This window comes from Nocardioides sambongensis, from assembly GCF_006494815.1.
Classification (GTDB): Bacteria; Actinomycetota; Actinomycetes; order Propionibacteriales; family Nocardioidaceae; genus Nocardioides; species Nocardioides sambongensis.
In genome coordinates this window covers 1,819,235-1,836,566 of record NZ_CP041091.1, presented here as the reverse complement: position 1 = coordinate 1,836,566, position 17,332 = coordinate 1,819,235, and the positions used below count along the sequence as shown (strand labels likewise).

Genomic DNA, 17,332 nt, shown 5'->3' with positions numbered 1-17,332 from the left:
TGCCTCAGTTGGGGGACCAGCGGGTCCGGGCGACCTCGGTGGCCGGGAGCGAGGCGATCACGTTCATCGCCTCCAGCTCGGTCCGCAGCAGCTCGGTGACGTCGATCAGGCGCTCGTCGGCGCCCTCGGCCTCGAGCAGGCCTTGCCGCTCGGCCATCGGCAGCGGGGCGCACGCGGCGAGGGTCCAGCCGAGGTAGATCGGGTCGGTGGGGAGGGTCCCGGAGAAGGGGTCGCCGGCGATCTCGCTGAGCACCGCGCGGTAGGCGGTGAACGTGGCGCGGGCGCGCTCGGCGACCCCGTCGGTGACGTCGTCGACCGGCTCCGGCAGCACCTCCACCGTGCCCACCGCGTACTCGCCGCCGTGGCGCACCTCGTTGAGCCGGATCCGATCCCGCCCGACGGCGACCACGTCGAAGGTGCCGTCGTCGTTGCGCTCCACCTCGGTCAGCTGCATCAGCACCCCCACGCGGAAGAGCGACTGCGCGCCGTGGTCGCCGACCTCGTAGCCCTCGCGGATGGCGACCGTGCCGAAGACCCGTTGAGCGGGGTCGTCGATCTGCAGCAGGTCGCGGACGAGCGCCCGGTACCGGTCCTCGAACACGTGCAGCGGCACCGTCACTCCGGGGAACACCACCGTGTTGAGTGGGAACAGCGGCAGCTCGTCGGTCACACGACGACCCTACGGCGGTCCGCCCTGCGTCGCCGACACAGGGCGGTGGCCCGGCGCGCCGTAGAATCGGCGCCATGACGACCCCAGGATCGACCCGGCGGATGCGACGCATCGACCTGCGGGGATCCGGGCACCACGTCGACTACCGCGCCGCGGTCCCGAGGGCCGACTTCGACGTCGAGGCGGCGGTGCCCGCGGTGCGCGAGATCTGCGAGGCGGTCCGCACCGGGGGAGTGGACGCGATCCTCGACCTCGGTGAGCGCTTCGACGGTGTCCGGCTCGACGACATCCGGGTGCCCGCCGGTGCGGCGCAGGACGCCCTGGACCGACTCGACCCCGACATCCGCGCCGGCCTGGAGGAGTCGATCCGACGCCTGCGCGCGACCTGCGCCGCCGAGCTCGAGGCCGACGCCGTCACCGATCTCGCCCCGGGTGCCCGGGTGACCCACCGCAAGGTGCCGGTCGACCGGGTGGGCCTCTACGTGCCCGGTGGGCTCGCTCCGCTGGTCTCCAGCGTGCTGATGAACGTGGTGCCCGCGCAGGTCGCCGGCGTCCGCTCGATCGCGCTGGCGAGCCCGCCCCAGAAGGACTTCGGCGGCTCGATCCACCCGACCGTGCTGGCCGCGTGCGCGCTGCTCGGTGTGGAGGAGATCTACGCCGTGGGTGGTGCCCAGGCGATCGCGATGTTCGCCTACGGCACCGGCCCGTGCCGCCGGGTCGACCTGGTCACCGGGCCCGGCAACATCTGGGTGGTGACCGCCAAGCGGATCCTCAAGGGACAGGTCGGCATCGACTCCGAGGCCGGGCCCACCGAGATCGCCATCCTCGCCGACGACACCGCCGACCCGGCCTTCGTCGCCGCCGACCTGATCAGCCAGGCCGAGCACGACCCGTTGGCCGCCGCGGTGCTGGTCACCCCGTCGACCGCACTCGCCGAGGCGGTGGACGTCGAGCTGGAGACGCAGGTGGCCGCCACCAAGCACAGCGAGCGGATCGGGATCTCACTGGCCGGCAAGCAGTCGGGCGTGGTGCTCGTCGACGACCTGGACCAGGGGCTCGACGTGGTCAACGCCTACGCCGCCGAGCACCTGGAGATCCACACGGCCGACGCCGCCGACCGCGCCGCTCGGGTCCGCAACGCGGGAGCGGTCTTCGTCGGTCCCTACGCGCCGGTCAGCCTCGGCGACTACTGCGCCGGCTCCAACCACGTGCTGCCCACCGGTGGCTGCGCCTGCCACTCCTCGGGTCTCTCGGTGCGTGCGTTCACCAAGTCGGTCCACGTCGTGGAGTACAGCCGGGAGGCGCTCGACGAGGTCGCCGGCCACGTCGTCACCCTCGCCGAGGCCGAGGACCTCCCCGGTCACGGTGCCGCGGTCGCGGTGCGGATGCAGCGATGAGCGCCGAGGAGGCGGCGGCCTGGCCGCCGCTGCGCGAGGAGCTGCGCGGGATCGAGCCGTACGGCGCGCCGCAGCTCGACGTGCCCGTCCAGCTCAACGTCAACGAGAACCCCTACGGTCCCTCGCCGGAGTGCGCGGCGGACATCGCCGCCGCCGCCGGGCGGGCCGCGGTGACCCTGAACCGCTACCCCGATCGAGAGTTCACCGCCCTGCGGGTGGCGCTGGCGTCGTACCTGGGGAAGGACGCGGGCGCCGGGGACGTCACGCCCGAGATGGTGTGGGCGGCCAACGGGTCCAACGAGGTGATGCTGCAGTTGCTGCAGGCCTTCGGCGGTCCGGGACGCACCGCGATCAGCTTCGCGCCGACGTACTCGATGTATCCGGAGTACGCCCGCGACACCCACACCCGGTGGGTCGCCGGGCGTCGCGCGAGCGACTTCGCGATCGACTTGGACGCCGCACGGGACCTGGTCGCGCGGGAGCGGCCCAGCGTGGTGCTGCTGCCCAGCCCGAACAACCCGACCGGTACCGCGCTGCCGCCGGACGCGGTGAGCGCGCTGTGCCAGGCGGTCGGTGACCACGGGATCGTGGTGGTCGACGAGGCGTACGGGGAGTTCCGTCGCGAGGGTGTCCCCAGCGCGCTGGAGCTGCTCGGCACCCACCGCAACCTGGTGGTCACCCGCACGATGAGCAAGGCGTTCGCCGGTGCCGGGCTCCGCCTGGGCTACCTGGCCGCAGACCCGGCGATCACCGCGGCGATCCGCGTGGTGCGCCTGCCCTACCACCTGTCCGCGGTCACCCAGGCGGTGGCGCTGGCGGCGCTCGACCACGCCCCCGAGCTGCTCGGCAGGGTCGACGAGCTGCGCCGCGAGCGGGACGCGCTGGTCGACCACCTCCGGGCGGAGGGCTACCAGGTGGCCGACTCGGACGCGAACTTCGTGCTGTTCGGCCGGTTCGCGGACCGCCACGCGGTCTGGCAGGGTCTGCTGGACCGCGGGGTGCTGATCCGCGAGACCGGCCCGGCGGGCTGGCTGCGGGTCTCGGTCGGCACCGCCGAGGAGACGGCCGCCTTCCGCACGGCGTTGAGCGACGTACAGAGAGAACCGATCGGAGAACGAGCATGAGCGGCACCGGCAAGCGCACCGCCCGGATCGAGCGGCAGACGAGCGAGTCGAAGGTCCTCGTCGAGGTCGACCTCGACGGCACCGGGCGCCACGACATCTCCACCGGGGTCGGCTTCTACGACCACATGCTGACCGCGTTCGCCCGTCACGCGCTGGTCGACCTGACCGTGCAGAGCTCGGGCGACGTGCACATCGACGCCCACCACACCACCGAGGACACCGCGATCGTGCTCGGCCAGGCGCTCCGCCACGCGCTCGGGGACAAGAAGGGCATCCGCCGGTTCGGCGACGCCACGGTGCCGCTGGACGAGGCGCTGGTCCAAGCCGTCGTCGATGTCTCCGGCCGGCCCTACTGCGTGCACACCGGCGAGCCGGAGGGACAGCAGTACGTCGCCCTGGGCGGCTCGGGCGTCTCCTACCTGGGGTCGCTGACCCAGCACGTCTTCGAGACGCTCGCCTTCCACGGCCACTTCGCCCTGCACGTCCGGGTGCTCGCCGGCCGGGAGCCGCACCACATCGTGGAGACCCAGTTCAAGGCGTTCGCGCGTGCGTTCCGGGACGCGATCGTCCTGGACCCGCGCGAGACCGGGATCCCGTCCACGAAGGGCGCGCTGTGACGACCCACGACGTCCCCGGTCGTCTCGCGCCTGCGGTGGCCACCACCGCGGGGACCCCGTCGCGCCGTGGCTAGCGGGCGTCGCCCGTCCGTGGTCGTCCTCGACTACGGCTCCGGGAACCTGCGCTCCGCGGTGCGGGCGGTCGAGCGCGCCGGCGCCGAGGTGACCCTCACCGGCGACCTCGACGCCGCGCTGGCGGCCGACGGTCTGCTGGTGCCCGGTGTCGGCGCCTACGAGGCCTGCATGCGCGGGCTGCGCGCGATCCGCGGCGAGCGGATCATCGCCCGCCGCCTCTCCGGGGGGCGCCCGGTGCTGGGCATCTGTGTCGGGATGCAGATCCTCTTCGACCGCGGGATCGAGCACGGTGTGGAGACCCAGGGGTGTGGCGAGTGGCCGGGCGTCGTCGAGCGCCTCCAGGCGCCGATCGTGCCGCACATGGGCTGGAACACCGTCGACGTGACCGATGGGACGAGCCTCTTCGCCGGCATCGAGGACGAGCGGTTCTACTTCGTGCACTCCTACGGCGTGCGCGACTGGACCCTGGTGACCAACGACCGGACCCCGGAATCGCACCAACCGCGGGTGACCTGGGCCGAGCACGGCGGCGACCGGTTCGTCGCGGCGGTCGAGAACGGGCCGCTGTGCGCGACCCAGTTCCACCCCGAGAAGTCCGGCGACGCCGGCGCTGCGCTGCTGCGCAACTGGGTCCAGACCCTGTGAGACGTGACGGCGGTCCCGTGGCGGACCCCGTCGAGCACGACCGAGACGAGGAGTACGTGGTGAGCGAGTACCTGGAGCTGTTGCCGGCCGTCGACATCAAGGGCGGTCAGGCGGTCCAGTTGGTGCAGGGCGTGGACGGGTCCGAGAAGCGGTTCGGCGACCCGATCGAGGCGGCACTCCGGTGGCAGGAGGCCGGCGCGGAGTGGATCCACCTGGTGGACCTGGACGCCGCCTTCGGGCACGGCGACAACCGCGAGCTGCAGGCCCAGATCGTCGGCCGCCTCGACATCAAGGTCGAGATGAGCGGCGGGATCCGGGACGACGAGTCGCTGGAGGCGGCGATGGCGACGGGTTGTCGCCGGGTCAACATCGGCACCGCCGCCCTGGAGCAGCCGGAGTGGTGCGCCAAGGCGATCGCCGCCTACGGCGACCGGGTGGCCGTCGGACTGGACGTCCGCGGTCGCACGCTCGCCGCGCGCGGCTGGACGCGGGACGGCGGCGACCTGTACGAGACCCTGGCTCGCCTCGACTCGGAGGGCTGCGCCCGCTACGTCGTCACCGACGTCAACAAGGACGGGATGCTGCAGGGCCCGAACCTGCAGCTGCTGCGCGACGTCGCCGCCGCCACGGACCGGCCCCTGGTGGCCTCGGGTGGCGTCACCACCCTGGACGACATCCGCGCACTGATGGGGCTGGTCGGCATCGGCGTCGAGGGCGCGATCGCCGGCACCGCGCTCTACACCGGGCAGTTCACCCTGGAGGAGGCCCTCGCGCTGACCCTCCCGGGTGGCGCGTCCGCGAAGGCCTGAGCCGATGAGCCTCGCGGTCCGCGTCATCCCGTGCCTGGACGTGGATGCCGGCCGGGTGGTCAAGGGGATCAACTTCAAGGAGTTGCGCGACGCCGGCGACCCGGTCGAGCTGGCCCGCACCTACGACGCCGAGGGCGCCGACGAGCTGACCTTCCTGGACATCTCCGCCTCGCACGAGGGCCGGGCCACCACGCTGGAGATCGTCTCGGCCACCGCCGAGCAGGTCTTCATCCCGCTCACCGTCGGCGGCGGCATCCGGTCGGTCGAGGACGTGGACCGGATGCTGCGCGCCGGGGCCGACAAGATCGCGGTGAACACCGCCGCCCTCGACCGCCCCGAGCTGATCGCCGAGATCGCTGACCGCTTCGGCAACCAGGTGCTGGTGCTCTCCGTCGACGCCCGCCGGGTGCACGGGGAGAGCCGGACGGACTCCGGCTTCGAGGTCACCACCCACGGTGGCCGCCGGTCGGCCGGGGTGGACGCGATCGAGTGGGCGGTCCGGGCCGCCGAGCTCGGCGCGGGCGAGATCCTGCTGAACGCGATGGACGCCGACGGCACCACGGACGGCTTCGACCTGGAGCTGATCCGCGCGGTGCGCGCCGAGGTCAGCATCCCGGTGATCGCCTCGGGTGGCGCCGGTGCGGTCGAGCACTTCCCGCCCGCGGTCGAGGCGGGTGCCGACGCGGTGCTCGCCGCCACCGTCTTCCACTTCGGCACGCTCCGGATCGGCGAGGTCAAGGACGCGCTGGACGCCGCGGGACTGCCGGTCCGCTGACCCCCGGGACTTCTCTCAGTCGGGGTCGACCAGGGTCGGGCTCGCCTCGATCGCGCGCAGGCTCTGCGCCGCCCCGGCCACCGTGTGAGTGCCGGGGATCTGCTGCCAGGGCCCGTTGCCGACGCGGTAGCGGCCGCCGTAGGTGGTGTCCAGGCTGGGACGGTAGCGGCCCGTGGTCAGGTAGCGGTGGGTGATGGTCAGCTCCGGGTAGGCCGCGCCCGGCTCCTCGGTGGTCAGGCTCGCGCCGTCGTCGAAGTGCCAGTGGTACTGGACCGGGGTGGCCTCGATCGTGATCGGGCGGCCGAGCAGGCGCACGGTCTGCGTGATCGGCTCGGTGTCGGTCGTGTAGAAGTTCGTGTCGAAGTTGACCAGGGTGCGGCCGTTGGTGGGTTGGATGACGAGGGTGGAGGCCGGCCAGGTGAGGCGGCGGAAGGCCCTCGCCACCATGCTCGGGTGAACTGATTGGGGAACGATTTCGTCCTCGTCCCCAAGGCAAAAGGTGCCTGCTGGTCTGCCATCCACCCAAACTTGGTACCTGTAACTGATGTCGCCCTCGGTGTTCTCACACAGTGCTGGCGCCTGACACCAACCGTCGACATACATGCCGCAGATCGGCTTGGTCTCGACTCTTGGCGGCTGACCTTCGCTTCCTTCGTTGCCTAGCGGGGAGCCGGTCGGCGGTCCGTCCTCAGGGCACACCTGGGTGACGCCGTGGAGGTTTGCGTTCGCGTCAGGGCATGTGGGGCTACTAGCTGCCTGGAAAGGTGCACCAACGACGACTGCAGCGCTGAGAACTGCGGCGGCGCAGACAGAAGTCAGTTTCACCCGACCGTCTCCGATTCGGCGACGATCCAGTTTCCATCGACTTCCACGACGAAGACTCTCGACTTGAGCACGCCGCCGTCGAGCGTCTTAGTCGGGCCATCCGACTTCTCCGTGTAACGGGTTGGCTCTGCCTCGACAGTCACGAGCCACTGATATGGCTTTTCTCTGGCAATGCTCCGGACGGTTTCTGTCCCACCAGAAATTGAGCCTCCGGCGGCATAAATCTCCTTGACCGACCGAGCGAACTGGTGGCATGACACACAATCGGGACCTGAGATTGCAAGGTAGGACTCGGTATCACCAGTGGACTGCATCCGGTTGATCAGCGCGACCCACCGCCGAAGAAACTCCCGCGCCGTCTCGTCCTCGGGCGCCACCAGCGGGTCGTCGCCGGTCGCTGCGGAGGTGGGGGCGCTGGTCGCGTCACTGGTCGGCGCCGGTGCGACCGTGGGCTCGTCCTCGGTGTCACCGCAGGCGGTCAGGGCGCAGGTGAGGGTGAGGGTGGCGGCGAGTGCGCGCAGCCGGTGCATGGGTCCTCCCGAGAAAGTCGTGCGCCGGACCGGGCGCGCATCGAAACTAGCCGAGTGTCTCGGCGGGCGCGACCAGCCCGTGTCGTTCTGTGGACAACCCGCGCGGCGCCGTACCCGGCGGGTGTCGGTGCGTCCACGAGCGGGAAGATGCGGGCCATGACGGACTACGAGGTCTACGGCGGCGACCAGTCCCCGACACCGCGCTACGGCGGTCCGGGAGAGGGGCCGTGGCGGGTGGTGATCGAGTACGCGAACGGGGGACAGGCCAAGCCGCCGACCGTGGTCAAGGTCGGGCGCAGCGTCTTCGTCGAGCGTGCGGAGGCATGGCAGGCGGCGCGCAAGGCGGCGTTCGAGTTCAAGCCGCCCGACCCGTGGTCGCCGTCCGGGCGGGAGGTCTTCCAGGACGGGCCGGACGGTTTCCTGGTCGTCATCCAGGGTGCCAGCACCAAGCAGTTCCACATGACCGTCCGGCTGGTCCAGCCGATCGATCGGCCCTGATCTTGGATTCACCGATTCTCGGCTACTGCGCGCACCCGTCTGGTGACGCTCGCTACGCCGACCATCGGTGAATCCAAGCTGATCGGAGGTCAGGCGTCCCAGCCCTCCGGTCGTCGGGACTTCGGCAGCTTCTCGACCACGGCGCGGTAGGAGTCGTCCACCGCTTCGAGCAGCTCGTCGTCGGGGATCGCGCCGCCCAGGCGCAGGTCGTTCCACCCCGACCGCCCGATGTAGGCCATCACGGAGGCGTCGTCGGGATAGCGCTGCAGCCACTCGTCGGCGACCTCGCGGGTGGCGCCGGCCTTCACGCCCACCTTCTCCCGGCCGAGGAAGGCGAAGATCTTCCCGCGATCGCCCTCACCGACCTTGACCACCGGATACTCGTGGTCCCACGGGTGGTCGGGCCACGCGCCGGGCTTGGCCAGGCAGTGGGCCTGCAGCGTCTCCACGTCCATGGCACGACGTTAGCCACCCGGGGAGCCACCTGGGGAGAGCCCCGGTCACCGGCGCGCACCCTTACGGAACGATGACGGATCCACCGTCGCCGGGGGATCCGGCGCAGCGGGTGGAACAGTGGGGGACATGCCTGCAGCGCACGCGGACGTCGCCGTCATCGGCGGCACCGGCTTCTACTCGTTCCTCTCCGGCGGTGTCGACCACGACGTGCCGACCCCGTACGGCGACCCCTCGGCGCCGATCTCGATCGGGGAGATCGAGGGGCGCGCCGTCGCCTTCCTGCCCCGCCACGGACCGGAGCACCGTCACCCCGCCCACGCGATCAACTACCGGGCCAACCTGTGGGCGCTGCGTTCGCTCGGCGTCCGTCAGATCATCGCCCCCTGCGCGGTGGGTGGACTGAGCGACGCCGTCGCCCCGGGGACGTGGTGGTGCCGGACCAGCTCGTCGACCGCACGGTCAACCGTCGGCAGACCTACGTGGAGACGGGCGCGGTGCACGTGCCGTTCGGCGACCCCTATTGCGCCGGCGTACGGTCCGCGCTGCTCGGGACCGCGGACGACGTCGTCGACGGCGGGACGATGGTGGTGATCGAGGGCCCGCGGTTCTCCACCCGCGCCGAGTCGCGGCAGCACGCGGCGGCCGGCGGCACCCTGATCAACATGACCGGGCAGCCCGAGGCGGTGCTCGCCCGCGAGATGCGCACCTGCTACGCACCGCTGGCGCTGGTGACGGACATGGACGCCGGAGCCGAGGCGGGGAGCGGCGTCGGCCAGGCCGAGGTCTTCGCCCGCTTCGAGGCGAATCTCGCGCGGCTCGGTCAGCTCCTCACCGCCGCGATCGGCCGTCTCGGCGATCCGGCCGGCTGCGCCTGCAGCAGTTGGGCGGACGACCTGACCCTCACCTACGACGTCCCGGGCTGAGCCGTGCGAGTCCTGCTCACCGGCTCCGCCGGCTTCATCGGCTCCGCCATCGACAGCGCCCTGGACGCGGAGGGCCACGAGGTGGTCCGGGTCGACGCGATGCTCCCCGCCGCCCACCAGGGCGCGGCGGCGCCCCCACACACCGAGGTCCTCGACGTCCGCGACGCCGACGGCTGGCAGCACCTGCTCACCGGGGTGGACGTGGTCTGCCACCAGGCGGCCGTCGTCGGTGCCGGCGCCAGCACCGCCGACCTCCCGCTCTACGCCGCCCACAACGACCTGGGCACCGCGGCCCTGCTCGCGGCGGCCGCCGGAGCCGGCGTACGGCGTCTGGTGCTCGCGTCGTCGATGGTCGTCTACGGGGAGGGCGCCTACGCCTGCCCGACGCACGGGGAGGTGTCGCCCGGTCCGCGCGAGCGCGCGGCGCTGGACGCGGGGGACTTCGAGGTGCACTGCCCCGCCTGCGGGGCCGCGCTGGAGTCGCTGCTGGTCGATGAGTCCGCACCGCTGGACCCGCGCAACGCCTACGCGGCGAGCAAGGTGGCCCAGGAGCACTACGCCGCCGCCTGGGCACGCCAGGCGGGCGGATCCGTGGTGGCCCTGCGCTACCACAACGTCTACGGCCCCCGGATGCCTCGTGACACCCCCTACTCCGGTGTGGCGGCGATGTTCCGCTCCTCCCTCGAGCGCGGCGAGGCGCCGCGGGTTTTCGAGGACGGGCGGCAGCGGCGGGACTTCGTCCACGTCGACGACGTGGCCCGGGCCAACGTGGTCGCCGCGGCGGCGGTGGCCGGGGCCGCGCCGGGGTCGTTCGCGGCCTACAACGTGGCCTCGGGCCTGCCCACCACGATCGCCGAGGTGGCCGGCCTGGTGGCGCGCGGCGCCGCGCACCCGATCGAGCCGGCGATCACCGGGGACTATCGCCTCGGCGACGTGCGGCACGTGGTCGCCTCGCCGGCGCGTGCGGCGGCCGAGCTGGGGTTCCGTGCCGAGGTCACCCCGGAGGTGGGCCTGCCCGCGTTCGCCACCGCGCCCCTGCGCGGCTGAGCATTGGCGCCTCTGCGCGGCTGAGCGGTAGCCAAACGAGCCGGTCCGGTCACCAGCTGGTGTAGAGCAGGTGCTGCACCAGCAGCGCGGCCACCACCTGCAGCGCGAGGGCCGGCTGCCGCCACGAGCGCGGCAACATCGCCGCCCCGAGCATCAGCCACGGCACGAACGGCAGCCAGATCCGCTCCACCTCGGCCTTCGACATGCCCGAGAGGTCAGCCAACGCGACCGCCGTGACGGCCGCACCCACCAGCAGCACCGGCACCCGTTCGGTACGACGAGAGGCCCACGCCGCGCCCAGCGAGGCCCCGACCACGGGGCCGGCGCTGATCACCAGCGCCGCCAGGTTGCCCCACCACCAGTAGGAGGCGGGCCGGTCCGTGGCGATGCCGTCCCAGTACCGCTCCCGTAGTACCGGCAGGGCCTCCCACCAAGCGAACCCGCCGGCCGCCATCAGCAGCGCCACGAGCAGGGCGGCGGCGGCGGCCACGGGCAGCGGCCACCACCGACCGGCGGCGACGAGCACCGCGAGCGCGAGCACGCCGGCCAGCGGCATGCCGTAGGACATCATCACCGAGGTGCCCAGGAGGAGGCCGGCCAGCGTCGCCCAGGCCAGCCGGCCGGGGGAGGGACCACCCCGCGCGGCGAGGGCGAGCGCGGCCAGCCCCCAGGCGACGACGGTGGCGATCACCGCGTCCGCGGAGACGGCGAGGAAGATCGCGGCCGGGCTCACCGCGAGGAACGGCGCGACCCCGCGCGCGGTGTCCACCCGTCCCAGGGCACGCAGGGTCACCAGCACGGCGATCGGCAGGGTGGACGCGACCAGCGTCACCACCAGTCCGGCCGCCAGGTCGCCGCCGAGGCCGACCTTCGCGAGCAGCACGAAGAAGAGCAGCATCCCCGGGGGATGCCCGGCGACGTGGATCGGCCAGTTGTCGGGGCGTCCTCGGGGATCCGGTCGACGTACCCGGCGAGCAGGTCGGGCACCGAGGTGACCGCGCGTGCCGTCTCCAGGTATTCGTGCGGGTTGCCGAGGACCCGGCTCAGCCCGGCGCCGCCGTCGACCAGGGCCAGGCCGAGCAGCCAGCCCAGCCCGGCCAGCCAGGTCACCAGCAGGAGACGGCCCCAGCCCAGCCGCTCGGCCAGGGCCGGTCCGAGGGCGACCGTGGCGACGCCGATCAACACCGCCACGGGCGTGCCCGGGCCGACCTTGACCTGGACGAACCCGTGCAGGGGCGGCACCCCGGCGATGTCGTCGGCCCGCTCGTGCACCTCCCACCCGAGCAACGGTGGGGCGATCAGTGCGGCGAGGACCAGCAGGCCGGCGGCGACCAGCCCGATGACCGCCGCGCGCCGGACGGCGTGGTCGAGGTCGCGGGCCATGCTCCGACCCTAGGTCGCGTTCCTGCGGTCGCCCGGCGGCGCGGGGTGGCGTCACCGGACCGTAAGGATTGGGGCGCCGCCGGAGCCGCGCAGGTGCCTACGTTGGAGTGGTGACCGACTGCCAGCTGGTGTTGCCCTGCCGTGACGAGGAGGCGGCGCTGCGCGCCCTCCTGCCCCGGGTGCCCGACGGCCTCGGCGTGATCGTGGTGGACAACGGCTCCTCGGACCGGACCGCCGAGGTCGCCCGGAGCGCCGGAGCGACCGTGGTCGTCGAGAGCACGCCCGGCTACGGCGCGGCGGTCCAGGCCGGGATCGAGGCGGCCGGCACGACCTACGTCGCGGTGATGGACGGGGACGGCTCGTTCGATCCGGACGACGTGCTGCCGCTGCTGGCACTGGTGCGCGACGGACGGGCCGACCTCGCGATGGGCCGGCGGGTGCCCGCCCCCGAGGCCCGCCCGCCGTGGCCCGCCCGGGTGGGGAACGCGCTGGTGCTCGCGGTGCTGCGCCGTCGCACCGGGGTGGCGCTGCACGACCTGGGTCCGTTGCGGGTGGCCAGACGCGCCGACCTGCTCGGCCTCGGCGTCCAGGACCGCCGCTTCGGCTATCCGGTCGAGCTGGTGCAGCGTGCGGCGGACGCGAAGTGGCGGATCGTCGAGCGCGACGTCGCCTACCACCCGCGCACGCCGGGGACGCGGTCGAAGGTCTCCGGCTCGCTGCGCGGCACGGTGTTGGCGGCCCGCGACTTCCTGCGCGTCCTGCGCGTCACCCGGAGGGCCCGCTCGTGACCGCCGATCCCACGGTGCTGGTGGTGGCCAAGGCGCCCGTGCCGGGTCGGGTGAAGACCCGGCTGGCGGCGACGGTCGGGGACGCCGCCGCCGCCCGGGTCGCGGCCGCCTCCCTGCTCGACACCCTCGACGCCTGCACCGGCGCCGTCGGTCCGGACCGCTGCCGGCTGGCGCTGGCCGGCGACCTCGACGACGCGGTCGAGGCCGCGGCCCTGCGGAGCGCACTGGCGGGGTGGTCGGTGGCGCCCCAGCGTGGCAGCGGTCTGGGCGCCCGGATCGCTGCCGCGTTCGAGGAGTCCGGAGCCCCGACGATCCAGATCGGGATGGACACCCCGCAGGTCACCCCTGCGCTGCTGCACCAGGCGGCGGCCCGGCTGGCGGACCACGACGCGGTGCTGGGGGCGGCCGAGGATGGCGGGTGGTGGCTCCTCGGTCTCACCGATCCCGCCGCCGCCGCTGCGGTGGCCGGGGTGCCGATGTCGACCGAGGAGACGGGACGGCTGACCCACCGGGCGCTGACCGAGGCGGGACTGCAGGTCGGCACCGCACCCGTGCTGCGCGACATCGACGAGGTCGCCGATCTGGCTGCCGTGGCCGCGCTGGTCGGCGGCAGCCGCACCGCTCGCGCCGCCGAGGCGGTGCTCCGGTGACGGCCGCGATCCCGGACGCCGGCTCTCTCACCTCGGAGACCGTCTTCGCCCACGCGCTCCAGGGAGAGCCGTGCAGCGTTCAGATCGCCGACCAGGCGCCGGTCAGGCTGCCGGTCCAGGACTGGACCCGGGCGGCGGACCCGGCCGACCACCTGCTGTTGCGGCACTGTGCCGGACCCACGCTCGACGTGGGCTGCGGTCCGGGGCGGCTCACCGCCGAGCTCGCCAGCGGTGGTCACCTCTCCCTCGGCATCGACGTCGTGGCCGAGGCGGTCCGCCAGACCCGCGCGCGGGGCGCCTCGGCGTTGCGCCGGGACGTCTTCACGCGGGTGCCGGCGGAAGGCCGCTGGGGCACGGCGCTGCTCGCCGACGGCAACATCGGCATCGGCGGCGACCCGGCCGCGCTGCTGCGCCGACTCCGCGACGTGATCGCCCCCGACGGCCGGATCGTGGTCGAGGTCGGGGCACCCGGGACACCGAGCGGCACCCGAGCCACGCGCCTGGCCTGTGCCTGCGCCACCAGTGCGCCCTTCCGGTGGGCCTGGCTCGGGGTCGACGCGCTTCCGGAGGTGGCCGATCGGGCCGGGATGGTGGCTCGCGCGGTCGAGCACTACGGCGGACGCTGGTGCGCGGTGCTGGGGGTGGCGCCGTGAGCCCGGCGTCGCTGCACCCGCCGCGGGAGGCGGACTTCAGCTCACGACTGCGCAGCGCGGCCGTCGCCGCGCGGGTCGGGATGTGGCTCGGCGTCTGTTTCGCGGTGGCCTTCCTCACCGGGCTGGTCAGCCACTACGCGCAGCTCGACCGGCCGCCGGTGCCGTTCCCGACCGATCCGTCGTGGGGCTACCGGGTCAACCAGGCACTGCACGTGCTGGCCGGCACCGCCGCCGTCCCGCTGCTGCTGGTCAAGCTCTGGACGGTCTACCCGCTGCTCTTCGCACGGATGCCGCGGCCCGGCCGGGCGCTGGTGCGCGTCGTCCTCGAGCGGGGGTCGATCGCCGTGCTGGTCGGCGCGGCGCTGTTCCAGATCTCCACCGGGCTGGCCAACGTCACCCAGTGGTACCCGTGGAGCTTCTCCTTCCGGGGATCGCACTACGCCATCGCCTGGGTCGCGATCGGGGCCCTGCTCGTCCACATCGGCATCAAGCTGCCGCTGATCCGGGAGGTGCTCGGCCGTGACGTCGACGCGAGCGATGCCGACCGGCCCGCCGCCGTCGCCCCGGGGATGGTGAGCCGCCGCGGACTGCTGCGCACCACCTGGCTGGCCGCCGCTGTCGCCGCGGTCGCCTCGGCGGGCGGCACGCTGCCGGTGCTGGACCGCTTCGCGGTGCTCGCGGCACGCCGATCCGGCGGCCCGGGCGGCGTCCCGGTCAACCGCACCGCCGAGTCCGCCGGCGTCGAGGAGGCCGCCACCGCGACCGACTGGACCTGCGAGATCCGGTACGGCGACCGGTCGGTCCGGCTCGGCCGCGCCGACCTGGAGCGGATGAGCCAGCACACGGTCGACCTGCCGATCGCCTGCGTCGAGGGTTGGAGTGCGTCGGCCACCTGGACCGGCGTCCGGGTCCGCGACCTGGTCGCGCTGGTCGGCGCACCCGCCGCGGCGGAGGTGGCGGTCTCCTCGCTGCAGCGCAGCGGCGGCAGCCGCTCCAGCGTGCTGCCGCCGAACTTCACCGCTGACGAGCGCACGCTGCTGGCGCTGACGCTGAACGGGAGCACCCTCTCGCTCGACCACGGCTACCCGGCGCGGGTGATCGCGCCCAACCGACCCGGCGTCCTGCAGACCAAGTGGGTCGACCGGCTGGAGGTGACCGGGTGAGCCGGCTGCTGGTCCTCCTGGGCGTCCTGGTCGCGGGCTACGGGGGCTGGCTGCTGCTCACCACCCAGGACGGCGCCGCGGTCCGCGCGACGGTGGTCTGGGCGGCCGTGGCCGTGCTCGTGCACGACGCGGTGCTGGCTCCGATCGCGATCGGGCTGGGCTGGGGGGCGCGTGCGGTGGTTCGTCGTACCGGTGTGCCGCGCCGGCCGGCGGCGGCCGCCGCGGTGGTCCTGGTGGTGCTCGGCACGGTCACCCTGGTGGCGGTGCCGGTGCTGGGAGGGTTCGGCGAGGAGCCGACCAACGACACCCTGCTGCCGGGCGACTACGGCATCGGCTGGGTCCTGGTGGCGGCCTTCTCGTTGCTCGCCGCCACGCTTCTCGCACTCACCGGGCTAGTCTCCGAAGAACGTCCCGGAAGGAGTGATGGTGGCCCGGGTGCTCGTCGTCGACGATGACCTCACCGTGCGTGAGGTGCTCACCTCCTACCTGCGCGCCCGAGGGCACGCCGTGGTCGAGACCGACAACGGGCTGGAGGCGATCAAGGCGGTCCGCGAGGACCGCGCCGACCTCGTCGTCCTGGACGTGATGCTGCCCGGACTGGACGGACGCGAGGTGTGCCGCCGGCTGCGGTCGATGAGCGACATCCCGATCATCATGCTCACCGCGCTCGGTCACGAGACCGACCGGGTGCACGGGCTCGAGCTCGGCGCCGACGACTACGTGGGCAAGCCGTTCAGCCCCCGCGAGCTCACCCTCCGGGTGGACTCGCTGCTGCGTCGTACCCACCGGGACGGCGCGGCGCCGACGCTGCTGTGCGACGGTGACCTGGTGGTGGACGGAGCCCGGCGCGTCGCCACCCGCGGCGGCGAGGATCTCGCCCTGACCACCCGGGAGTTCGAGCTGCTGAGCTTCCTGCTCGCCCACCCGGGCACCGCCTTCACCCGTGAGGACCTGCTCCGCCAGGTCTGGGGATGGACCGTGGGGGACCAGTCCACCGTCACCGTGCACGTACGTCGTCTGCGGGAGAAGATCGAGCCGGACCCGCGACGTCCGATCAGCCTGGTCACCGTCTGGGGCGTCGGCTACCGCTGGGAGACGGCGGCGGAGGCGACGGCATGACCTTCTCGGACGTGGTCACCATCGTCGCGGTCGCGGCGTCGGCGGCGCTGCTGGTCGGAGCACTGGGCCTGCTGGCCGGGCGGCTGCTGCGCCGCCGGTCGATCCGCTGGCAGCTGGCGCTGGTCGCCACCATCGGGGTCGCCGGCGCCTACCTCGGGGCCACCGCGGTCGCCCGGCTGATGTTCATCTCGCCGCACGACCTGCTGGTGATGTCGGTGGTGAGCTCGGCGGCGGCGGTGGTGGCGATCGGGGTGGCGCTGGTCGTCGCCGCGATGATCGCCCGCTGGTCCGAGGCGCTGCACGCCCAGGTGCGCGCCTTCGGCGACGGAGTGACTGACGCGCCCGGAGCCGGGTCGGTGGGCGGCAGCGCCGCGGACGCTCCGCCGGCGGAGCTGGCCGCGCTGGCCACCGAGCTCTCCGCGACCCGGGAACGGCTGCGCGAGGCCTCGGAGCGGGAACGGCGTGCGGAGGAGGCGCGCCGCGAGCTGGTCTCCTGGGTCTCCCACGACCTGCGGACGCCGCTGGCGGGCCTGCGTGCGATGTCTGAGGCCCTGGAGGACGGTCTGGCGCCGGATCCGGCGGGATACCAGCGCCGGATCCGGGCCGAGGTGGACCGGATGTCCGGCATGGTCGACGATCTCTTCGAGCTCTCCCGGATCCACGCCGGCGTGCTCACCCTGATGCCCGAGCCGGTGCTGGTCGCGGACCTGGTCAGCGAGGCGATCGCGGGTGCCGACCCGGTGGCCCGCGCCCGCGGCATCCGGCTGACCGGCGAGGTGGACCGCGAGGTCGAGCTGCACGCCGACCCGGCCGGCATCGCCCGGGTGCTCGACAACCTCGTCTCCAACGCGGTCCGGCACACCCGGCCGGGCGGAGCGGTCGAGGTCCGCGGACGCCGGCTGGACGGGCAGGAGGCGGGCGTCGAGATCAGCGTCAGCGACGGCTGCGGGGGCCTGCCGCCCACCGAGATGGTCCGGGTCTTCGACGTCGCGTGGCGCGCGGCCCCGGCCCGGACGCCGCAACCCGACGAGAGTCGCGGGGCCGGCCTGGGCCTGGCGATCGTGAAGGGCATCGTCGAGGCCCACCAGGGGGCGGTGGCGGTGGAGAACCGCGAGGACCGCAGTGGCTGCTGCTTCCGGGTCACCTTGCCAGCGTCCGCACCGTCCGGCTGACCCGCCGCTGCGC

21 protein-coding genes and 1 pseudogene are annotated in these 17,332 nt (G+C 73.4%); 16 read left to right on the top strand and 6 right to left on the bottom strand.

The genetic code is table 11. The features are described 5' to 3' along the window. Positions 1-4 precede the first annotated feature (4 nt). Complete coding sequence (locus tag FIV43_RS08565; RefSeq protein WP_141013785.1) at positions 5-670, bottom strand: LON peptidase substrate-binding domain-containing protein; 666 nt, start codon at positions 668-670, stop codon at positions 5-7. A 101-nt stretch (positions 671-771) separates the two neighbouring features. Between FIV43_RS08565 and hisD the strand changes: the two genes are divergently transcribed. The 6 genes from hisD to hisF all read left to right on the top strand — a co-directional run bounded on the left by hisD (position 772) and on the right by hisF (position 6,112). After that, positions 772-2,067, top strand: a complete 1,296-nt coding sequence (gene hisD / locus FIV43_RS08560; protein WP_141015827.1) for a histidinol dehydrogenase — start codon at positions 772-774, stop codon at positions 2,065-2,067. Beyond that, on the top strand, positions 2,064-3,191 hold the full coding sequence (locus FIV43_RS08555) for a histidinol-phosphate transaminase (protein ID WP_141013784.1): 1,128 nt from the start codon (positions 2,064-2,066) through the stop codon (positions 3,189-3,191). Before hisD ends, FIV43_RS08555 begins: the two co-directional genes overlap by 4 nt. Continuing rightward, a complete protein-coding gene (gene hisB, locus FIV43_RS08550) occupies positions 3,188-3,808 on the top strand; it encodes an imidazoleglycerol-phosphate dehydratase HisB (protein WP_141013783.1) in 621 nt (206 codons plus the stop codon). The genes FIV43_RS08555 and hisB overlap by 4 nt, the downstream gene beginning before the upstream one ends. Before the next feature lie 66 nt (positions 3,809-3,874). Further along, a complete protein-coding gene (gene hisH / locus FIV43_RS08545; protein ID WP_231123845.1) occupies positions 3,875-4,528 on the top strand; it encodes an imidazole glycerol phosphate synthase subunit HisH in 654 nt (217 codons plus the stop codon). A gap of 59 nt (positions 4,529-4,587) precedes the next feature. Beyond that, the gene (gene priA, locus FIV43_RS08540; RefSeq protein ID WP_141015825.1) at positions 4,588-5,337 is read left to right on the top strand and encodes a bifunctional 1-(5-phosphoribosyl)-5-((5-phosphoribosylamino)methylideneamino)imidazole-4-carboxamide isomerase/phosphoribosylanthranilate isomerase PriA; all 750 of its coding nucleotides are present in this window, start codon (positions 4,588-4,590) and stop codon (positions 5,335-5,337) included. 4 nt (positions 5,338-5,341) lie between these two features. Next, the gene (gene hisF / locus FIV43_RS08535) at positions 5,342-6,112 is read left to right on the top strand and encodes an imidazole glycerol phosphate synthase subunit HisF (RefSeq protein ID WP_141013782.1); all 771 of its coding nucleotides are present in this window, start codon (positions 5,342-5,344) and stop codon (positions 6,110-6,112) included. Positions 6,113-6,127: 15 nt separating this feature from the next. On the opposite strand, the gene FIV43_RS08530 is transcribed toward hisF, so the two are convergent. Together FIV43_RS08530 and FIV43_RS08525 are read right to left on the bottom strand one after the other, a co-directional pair. Next, positions 6,128-6,559, bottom strand: a complete 432-nt coding sequence (locus tag FIV43_RS08530; protein WP_141013781.1) for a PKD domain-containing protein — start codon at positions 6,557-6,559, stop codon at positions 6,128-6,130. A 374-nt stretch (positions 6,560-6,933) separates the two neighbouring features. Further along, on the bottom strand, positions 6,934-7,467 hold the full coding sequence (locus FIV43_RS08525; protein ID WP_141013780.1) for a DUF6318 family protein: 534 nt from the start codon (positions 7,465-7,467) through the stop codon (positions 6,934-6,936). A gap of 156 nt (positions 7,468-7,623) precedes the next feature. Here FIV43_RS08525 and FIV43_RS08520 point away from each other — a divergent pair, with 156 nt between their 5' ends. Next, positions 7,624-7,965 (top strand): hypothetical protein, encoded by a 342-nt coding sequence (locus tag FIV43_RS08520; protein WP_141013779.1) that lies wholly within the window; start codon positions 7,624-7,626, stop codon positions 7,963-7,965. 89 nt (positions 7,966-8,054) lie between these two features. Here the strand turns inward: FIV43_RS08520 and FIV43_RS08515 are convergent, their stop codons facing one another. After that, a complete protein-coding gene (locus FIV43_RS08515) occupies positions 8,055-8,420 on the bottom strand; it encodes an MmcQ/YjbR family DNA-binding protein (RefSeq protein ID WP_141013778.1) in 366 nt (121 codons plus the stop codon). Positions 8,421-8,547: 127 nt separating this feature from the next. Here FIV43_RS08515 and FIV43_RS23760 point away from each other — a divergent pair. Both FIV43_RS23760 and FIV43_RS08505 read left to right on the top strand, forming a co-directional pair. Further along, positions 8,548-9,344, top strand: a pseudogene (locus FIV43_RS23760) (S-methyl-5'-thioadenosine phosphorylase). A 3-nt stretch (positions 9,345-9,347) separates the two neighbouring features. Further along, a complete protein-coding gene (locus tag FIV43_RS08505) occupies positions 9,348-10,391 on the top strand; it encodes an NAD-dependent epimerase/dehydratase family protein (RefSeq protein ID WP_141013777.1) in 1,044 nt (347 codons plus the stop codon). 49 nt (positions 10,392-10,440) lie between these two features. On the opposite strand, the gene FIV43_RS22200 is transcribed toward FIV43_RS08505, so the two are convergent. Further along, positions 10,441-11,289 carry a hypothetical protein gene (locus tag FIV43_RS22200; RefSeq protein ID WP_231123843.1) on the bottom strand — a complete coding sequence of 283 codons (849 nt, stop codon included), beginning with the start codon at positions 11,287-11,289 and terminating at the stop codon, positions 10,441-10,443. Then, complete coding sequence (locus tag FIV43_RS22195) at positions 11,220-11,774, bottom strand: hypothetical protein (protein ID WP_231123842.1); 555 nt, start codon at positions 11,772-11,774, stop codon at positions 11,220-11,222. Before FIV43_RS22195 ends, FIV43_RS22200 begins: the two co-directional genes overlap by 70 nt. Positions 11,775-11,884: 110 nt before the next feature. Between FIV43_RS22195 and FIV43_RS08495 the strand changes: the two genes are divergently transcribed. Genes FIV43_RS08495 through FIV43_RS08465 form a run of 7 tightly spaced genes read left to right on the top strand, consistent with a single transcriptional unit; the run spans position 11,885 to position 17,319 of the window. Further along, complete coding sequence (locus FIV43_RS08495) at positions 11,885-12,562, top strand: glycosyltransferase family 2 protein (RefSeq protein ID WP_141013776.1); 678 nt, start codon at positions 11,885-11,887, stop codon at positions 12,560-12,562. Next, positions 12,559-13,212 carry a TIGR04282 family arsenosugar biosynthesis glycosyltransferase gene (locus FIV43_RS08490; RefSeq protein WP_141013775.1) on the top strand — a complete coding sequence of 218 codons (654 nt, stop codon included), beginning with the start codon at positions 12,559-12,561 and terminating at the stop codon, positions 13,210-13,212. Before FIV43_RS08495 ends, FIV43_RS08490 begins: the two co-directional genes overlap by 4 nt. Next, positions 13,209-13,865, top strand: coding sequence for a class I SAM-dependent methyltransferase (locus FIV43_RS08485; RefSeq protein WP_181407729.1), 657 nt, complete (start codon positions 13,209-13,211; stop codon positions 13,863-13,865). The genes FIV43_RS08490 and FIV43_RS08485 overlap by 4 nt, the downstream gene beginning before the upstream one ends. Continuing rightward, positions 13,862-15,028 (top strand): molybdopterin-dependent oxidoreductase, encoded by a 1,167-nt coding sequence (locus FIV43_RS08480; RefSeq protein ID WP_231123841.1) that lies wholly within the window; start codon positions 13,862-13,864, stop codon positions 15,026-15,028. Before FIV43_RS08485 ends, FIV43_RS08480 begins: the two co-directional genes overlap by 4 nt. Continuing rightward, positions 15,025-15,483 (top strand): hypothetical protein, encoded by a 459-nt coding sequence (locus FIV43_RS08475; protein ID WP_141013774.1) that lies wholly within the window; start codon positions 15,025-15,027, stop codon positions 15,481-15,483. Before FIV43_RS08480 ends, FIV43_RS08475 begins: the two co-directional genes overlap by 4 nt. Then, positions 15,452-16,147, top strand: coding sequence for a response regulator transcription factor (locus FIV43_RS08470; RefSeq protein ID WP_141013773.1), 696 nt, complete (start codon positions 15,452-15,454; stop codon positions 16,145-16,147). Before FIV43_RS08475 ends, FIV43_RS08470 begins: the two co-directional genes overlap by 32 nt. After that, positions 16,144-17,319, top strand: a complete 1,176-nt coding sequence (locus FIV43_RS08465; RefSeq protein WP_141013772.1) for a sensor histidine kinase — start codon at positions 16,144-16,146, stop codon at positions 17,317-17,319. The genes FIV43_RS08470 and FIV43_RS08465 overlap by 4 nt, the downstream gene beginning before the upstream one ends. Positions 17,320-17,332 lie beyond the last annotated feature (13 nt).

What these genes read in the sequence shown, in the direction of transcription:
- hisD (WP_141015827.1), top strand. Translation starts at nt 772, where the DNA reads ATGCGACGCATCGACCTGCGGGGATCCGGGCACCACGTCGACTACCGC.
- FIV43_RS08555 (WP_141013784.1), top strand. Translation starts at nt 2,064, where the DNA reads ATGAGCGCCGAGGAGGCGGCGGCCTGGCCGCCGCTGCGCGAGGAGCTG.
- hisB (WP_141013783.1), top strand. Translation starts at nt 3,188, where the DNA reads ATGAGCGGCACCGGCAAGCGCACCGCCCGGATCGAGCGGCAGACGAGC.
- hisF (WP_141013782.1), top strand. Translation starts at nt 5,342, where the DNA reads ATGAGCCTCGCGGTCCGCGTCATCCCGTGCCTGGACGTGGATGCCGGC.
- FIV43_RS08530 (WP_141013781.1), bottom strand. Translation starts at nt 6,559, where the DNA reads ATGGTGGCGAGGGCCTTCCGCCGCCTCACCTGGCCGGCCTCCACCCTC.
- FIV43_RS08525 (WP_141013780.1), bottom strand. Translation starts at nt 7,467, where the DNA reads ATGCACCGGCTGCGCGCACTCGCCGCCACCCTCACCCTCACCTGCGCC.
- FIV43_RS08520 (WP_141013779.1), top strand. Translation starts at nt 7,624, where the DNA reads ATGACGGACTACGAGGTCTACGGCGGCGACCAGTCCCCGACACCGCGC.
- FIV43_RS08515 (WP_141013778.1), bottom strand. Translation starts at nt 8,420, where the DNA reads ATGGACGTGGAGACGCTGCAGGCCCACTGCCTGGCCAAGCCCGGCGCG.
- FIV43_RS22200 (WP_231123843.1), bottom strand. Translation starts at nt 11,289, where the DNA reads ATGCTGCTCTTCTTCGTGCTGCTCGCGAAGGTCGGCCTCGGCGGCGAC.
- FIV43_RS22195 (WP_231123842.1), bottom strand. Translation starts at nt 11,774, where the DNA reads ATGGCCCGCGACCTCGACCACGCCGTCCGGCGCGCGGCGGTCATCGGG.
- FIV43_RS08470 (WP_141013773.1), top strand. Translation starts at nt 15,452, where the DNA reads ATGGTGGCCCGGGTGCTCGTCGTCGACGATGACCTCACCGTGCGTGAG.
- FIV43_RS08465 (WP_141013772.1), top strand. Translation starts at nt 16,144, where the DNA reads ATGACCTTCTCGGACGTGGTCACCATCGTCGCGGTCGCGGCGTCGGCG.